This window comes from Mesorhizobium sp. M4B.F.Ca.ET.017.02.2.1, from assembly GCF_003998955.1.
GTDB lineage: Bacteria > Pseudomonadota > Alphaproteobacteria > Rhizobiales > Rhizobiaceae > Mesorhizobium > Mesorhizobium abyssinicae.
This window is the reverse complement of record NZ_RZOF01000415.1, coordinates 1-5,097: the sequence shown is the minus strand read 5'-3', so window position 1 is coordinate 5,097 and position 5,097 is coordinate 1. Positions and strand designations below refer to the sequence as shown.

Annotated in this window: 5 protein-coding genes and 2 pseudogenes; 5 read left to right on the top strand and 2 right to left on the bottom strand. The window is 67.1% G+C overall.

What is annotated here, in order from left to right:
* Nucleotides 1-112: 112 nt before the first annotated feature.
* Nucleotides 113-880 carry an SDR family oxidoreductase gene (locus EN738_RS30765; protein WP_127286892.1) on the bottom strand — a complete coding sequence of 256 codons (768 nt, stop codon included), beginning with the start codon at nt 878-880 and terminating at the stop codon, nt 113-115.
* A 291-nt stretch (nt 881-1,171) separates the two neighbouring features.
* Here EN738_RS30765 and EN738_RS30760 point away from each other — a divergent pair, with 291 nt between their 5' ends.
* Nucleotides 1,172-1,321: a hypothetical protein gene (locus EN738_RS30760; RefSeq protein ID WP_127286891.1), complete on the top strand. Its 150-nt coding sequence runs from the start codon at nt 1,172-1,174 to the stop codon at nt 1,319-1,321.
* 130 nt (nt 1,322-1,451) lie between these two features.
* Entirely contained in the window at nt 1,452-2,393 is a 942-nt protein-coding gene (locus EN738_RS30755; protein WP_127286890.1) for an LLM class flavin-dependent oxidoreductase, read from the top strand.
* An 8-nt stretch (nt 2,394-2,401) separates the two neighbouring features.
* Here the strand turns inward: EN738_RS30755 and EN738_RS30750 are convergent.
* A pseudogene (locus tag EN738_RS30750) lies at nt 2,402-3,030 on the bottom strand (isochorismatase family cysteine hydrolase).
* Between the two features lie 264 nt (nt 3,031-3,294).
* Between EN738_RS30750 and exbB the strand changes: the two are divergent.
* The 3 genes and pseudogenes from exbB to EN738_RS30735 all read left to right on the top strand — a co-directional run.
* Nucleotides 3,295-4,257, top strand: coding sequence for a tonB-system energizer ExbB (exbB, locus tag EN738_RS30745; protein WP_127286889.1), 963 nt, complete (start codon nt 3,295-3,297; stop codon nt 4,255-4,257).
* 6 nt (nt 4,258-4,263) lie between these two features.
* Complete coding sequence (gene exbD / locus EN738_RS30740) at nt 4,264-4,722, top strand: TonB system transport protein ExbD (RefSeq protein ID WP_127286888.1); 459 nt, start codon at nt 4,264-4,266, stop codon at nt 4,720-4,722.
* Nucleotides 4,719-5,097: pseudogene (locus EN738_RS30735) on the top strand (energy transducer TonB); the annotation flags it as partial. The gene exbD and the pseudogene EN738_RS30735, both read left to right, overlap by 4 nt.

Genomic DNA, 5,097 nt, shown 5'->3' with positions numbered 1-5,097 from the left:
CGCAGGAAACTCCCTGCACCGCGCCGAGGGTCGACCCCCGCTCCGTCGAGCTGCGCTCGACACCTCTCCCCCGATCGACGGGGGAGAGGAAGGGCGCCAAGCTTGGGACGCTTCACATCGCCGTAAAGGCGTTGTCGACGAAGAGATGCGCGCCGTTGACGAAGCTGGATTCGTCGCTGGCCAGAAACAGCGCGGCCTTCGCCACTTCTTCCGGCTCGCCGATGCGGCCCTGCTGGGCGGCGAGTGCCGCGTCGGAGACGTCGACGCCAAGTTTCCCTAGGTCGGCCACCTCGCGCAGCCCGTGCGGGGTGCGGATGAAGCCGGGGCAGACGGCGTTGCAGCGAATGTTGCGGTCGCGGAACTCGACCGCGATGGCGCGGGCGAACATGTGGCAGGCGCCCTTGGTGGTGTCGTAGAGCACCTCGTTCGGCGTCGCCGCCACCGCCGAGATCGACGAGGTGCAGACGATCGAACCGCCGCCGGCCGCGATCATGCCGGGCAGCACCGCGCGCGTCATCAGGAACATCGAGCGGACATTGACGGCATGCAGCCAGTCCCATTCCGTGAGCGTCGTCTCCAGGAACGGCTTTATGACGATGGTGCCGGCATGATTGAACAGCACGGTGACCGGACCAAGCTTTGCCGCCGCCGCCTTCGCCGCGGCTTCGACCTGCGCCTCGTCGGAAACATCGGCCACAAAATGCTCGGCGACATGGCCGTGGGCGCGGATCGCCGCCGCGGTCGCCGCCGCTGCCTCACCGTTGCGGTCGATGATCGCCACCTTGGCGCCTTCCGCCGCGAACAGTTCGGAAGCCGCCCCGCCCATGCCCGTCGCGCCGCCCGAGATGATGGCAACCTTGCCCGCCAGCCTTCCGCCCATTGTTTCCTCCGTCCTGTTGATGCTTCACGCGTGAACCGGCAACGATGCTAACCCGCGCGTGTCGGATGGCCAAGCTCGCCTGGCCGCACCGCCGTCACGCCGGCTCCGGCACGACTGCGGAACCCCAAGGCGGCGTCATCGTCTCCGCAGCGGTTTCCCCTGGATAGGGCAGACGCAGCAAGCCAAACCAATGTCCAGCGCGATATGAGAAATTCGTTCTGCGGATCGCGCAAAAATAGCAATCGACAAAGTCTACTAACTTTATAGATTAATGGTGAGACGGAGGCCGACATGTCCTATTACCAAACCACCCAGACAGACCGCAGAGGCCAAACCATCGGCCAGAACTGGCGGCCGGCCTATGGCGGGGCCTTCGCCTATCTCGTTTTCACCCTTGCGTTCGTGTTCACCGGGGCAGTCGTTCTGGGCCTCATTCCCTGAGGCGCGGGAACCACGGGGTGGCGGCCTAACGCTTTCAGGCAACCGGAGTTTAGTGAGCCGCGTCAGCGGCACGTTTTCACGCGCCCTGTGGTTTCGATATGCGATTCCAAACGTGATGGAGGAGATGGCAATGCCGATCGAGTTCACGCATGTTCCGGGCAAGTCTGCCAATGGCAGCTTCTTCTATGATTTCGCCGAGACCGCGACGAAACTGTCGCTGATCGAGGATGTCGGCTTCCAGCAGATCGTCGTCGACGATCCGGCCGGCCTGCTCACCAATATGGACATTGCCGCGCAGGCACTGAAGCGCACCGCATTGCTGGAGGTGGTGCTGACCCACTGGGCCGGCGTGGTCGAGCCGACGGTGGCGGCCAGGCAGCTTGCGGCGCTCGCTGCCAGGAGCGGTGGCCGGCTGTCGCTGAGGATGCTCAGCGAGCCGCTCAGCGACGAGGATGCCGAGGCGCGGCCGGTCGGGCACACCGTGGTGTGGCAGCGCATCGATGAATATCTGGTGCTTCTGAAGCGCCTGTGGTCGAACGACAGGCCGTTCGACCATGAAGGCGCCTTCTACAGCGTCAAAGGCGGTTATGTGCCGCGCAAGGGCCCGCACGGCGCCGACGTGACGATCCGGCTTGGCGGCCAGTCGGGAACGGCGCTCAGGGTCGCCGGCCGGCACGCGGATGTGTTCGAATTGTCGGCCGGTTCGCCGGACGAGGTCGGCCAGTTGATCGAGCGCGTGCGCGCCGCCGCGGCCGAGCATAGAAGGGTCGGCAAACTGCGCTTCGCGCTGCCCGTGCGCATCCGTTCGCAAAAGGATGAAGGCATCGCCGAGCACAAGGCGGTCGCGGTTTCCGGGTCGCCGGCCGAGATCGCGCTGTCGCTGCTGCCCTATGCGGCGCTCGGCATCCATGAATTCATGGTCGGCGGCATCGACCGTTCGCGGGAGATCGCGACGACGGGCCGCGAAACGGTCACGCTCGTCGCCAATTCACTGGCGCGTCTCGAGAACAGCGTGACGCAGCCCGGCGCATTCGTGCCGCGCCTGCCATCGCAATCCCGCGCCCCGGCCTGACCGGGTCGTCAGCGCGGCCCGCCGGCAAGCCGGGCCAGCGCTTCGATAACGGCGTCCGAATCCGCCAGCGCGCGAAGACGCCGTCCTCGACCGTCACCATGTGAAGCGCGGCTTCATGCGCCTGCCTGTCGCCGCTGGCGCAGGCGTCCGAGATCGTCAGGCACTGGAAGTTGCGGTCGCAGGCCTCGCGCAGCGTGGTGTGGACGCAGACGTCGGTCGTGCATCCCGTGAACAGGAGATGCGTGATGCCGCGTGCGCGCAGGACCAGCTCCAGGTCCTGCGGCGCGACCTCGATATCGGCGACGATCTGGAAGCCCGGGCTGGAGCGCAGCAATATGTCGGTGCCGTCGAGCCCCGCCCGCTGGCGACGCCATTTCTCGTAAGGCGTCATGTCGGCCATGTCGGCGCGGTAGCCTTGCCTGGTATGCACGATGGTCAGGCCGGCGGCGCGCGCAGCCGCGATCAGCCGGTTGACCGCCGGCAGGATCGCCCTGAGCGGCGAAGGGTCATAGCCCTTTCTGGCGAAGTAGCCTGTCGGCGACAGGAAATCCTGCTGCAGGTCGATGACCAGCAGCGCGGTGTGTCCCGGCACCAGCCGGCCGTCATAGGGGAAATCGAACGGGATCGCCTTGATCATCGGCTTGCCTCGCGCTTGCCGCCGCTATCGTGGCCGGAGATGGCACCGCAGTCCATAGGCAGGATCATTGCCCTCCGCAGAGGCGCACGTTGGGCAGCAAGGCGCAATTCGGCCTTGCGTTGGAACGCCATGACATTTTTTGTTGATTCAAAAAGTCATCTTCATAGTTGACTAGTAAACTCATGTTTTATAGTCAACCGTTGATGGCAGCCGGAAACCGGTTGTCGACGATCGCGCAAGCCCGAGTTGCAGGAAGGCCAGAGCGTGGCTGGACATGGTCTTTTCGCGGCGCTGGCCGCAGCGTTCATCCTGTCGGCAGGCGCGGTCGTCGCGCAGGAGCAATCGTCGACGCCAGCTCCGGCCGTGCAGGCGCCGGCGGCGACCCCTGCCACGCAGGCACCGGCTGCGGCCGCGCCCGCGACAACCGCTCCCGCCATGGCTGCTCCCGTTGCACAGCAGCCGGGCGTTCAGCCGGCTCCGACCGCCGCTGGCGGTGAGCCGTCGACGGCGATCGCGCTGACACTGCCGCACGATCTGTCGCCCTGGGGCATGTTCATGGCCGCCGACATCATCGTCAAGGCGGTGATGATCGGCCTCGCCTTCGCCTCGCTGGTCACCTGGACGATCTGGCTGGCAAAGTCGATGGAGATCCTCGGCGGCAAGCTGAGGGCGCGCCGCGCCGCGCAGGCGATCGGCAATGCCGCGACGCTAATGCAAGCGGGTCGCGCGCTCGGCCACAACAATGGCCCCGGCGCGCTGCTGGTGCGCGAGGCCGAGGAGGAGGCCGCGCTTTCGGCCGGCGCGCTCGGCCATGTCTCCGGCGACGGCCTGAAGGAGCGCGTCACTTCCAGGCTGTCGCGCATCGAGGCGGCGGCGGCGCGGCGCATGTCGCGCGGCACCGGCTTGCTCGCGACGATCGGCTCGACCGCGCCCTTCGTCGGCCTGTTCGGCACGGTGTGGGGCATCATGAACGCGTTTATCGGCATCTCGCAGGCGCAGACCACCAATCTGGCAGTGGTGGCGCCCGGCATCGCCGAAGCCCTGCTCGCCACAGCCATGGGTTTGGTGGCGGCAATCCCGGCGGTGGTCATCTACAACGTCTTTGCCCGCTCCATAGCCGGCTACCGGCAGATCCTCGCCGATGCCGCCGCCGGCGTCGAGCGGCTGGTCAGCCGCGACCTCGATTTCCGCACCGTGCCGCCGGCAGGCACGATCGCGGCGGAGTGAGCGGACATGGCGGCGCGGATTCGCGAAACGGTGGGCGAGGATCTCGAGGAAAGCCACGAGATCAACGTCACCCCGTTCATCGATGTCATCCTGGTGCTGTTGATCATCTTCATGGTCGCGGCGCCACTGGCGACGGTCGATGTCAATGTCGACCTGCCGGGCTCGACGGCGACGCCGGCGCCACGGCCCGAGACGCCGCTGTTCCTGACGCTGAAGAGCGATCTTACGCTCTCCATCGGCAATGACAGCGTGCCGCGCGCCATGTTCGCCATCTCGCTCGACGGCCGCACCAAGGGCGACAAGCAGACGCGCATCTTCCTGCGCGCCGACAAGACGGTCGGCTATGGCGAGCTGATGGAGGTGATGAACCTGCTGCGCGCCGCCGGCTATCTCAAGATCGCGCTGGTCGGCCTGGAGACGCTGCCTTCGGCCGATGCGCCGGCGAGCGGAGGCGCTGTCCTATGACTGGCGCAGCGGCGGCTCTGTCCGGCATCGGTCAGCCGCGTTTCGGCGCGCGCGAGACCGGCCTGTGGACGGCCGCCGCCGCCCTGATCCTGATCGCGCATGTGGCGGTCGCCTATGCGGTGCAGAGCTTCAGTCTTGCCGATTCCGCCGATGGCGGGCCGCCGCCGGCGCTGGCGATCGAGATGTCGCCGCTGGCGGTCGCGCCCGCGGTGCAGGAAGAGGCGCTGGTGCCGGATACGGTGATGCCTGACCAGGCCGAGCCGGTCGAGGAAACGGAGACGGTGACGGCGGTGCAACCGGTGACCGAGCCGGCGCCTGAGCCGGGTACCGAAGAGGCGGAACCGACCGCCGAAGAGCCGGTCGCGACCGCGCCGG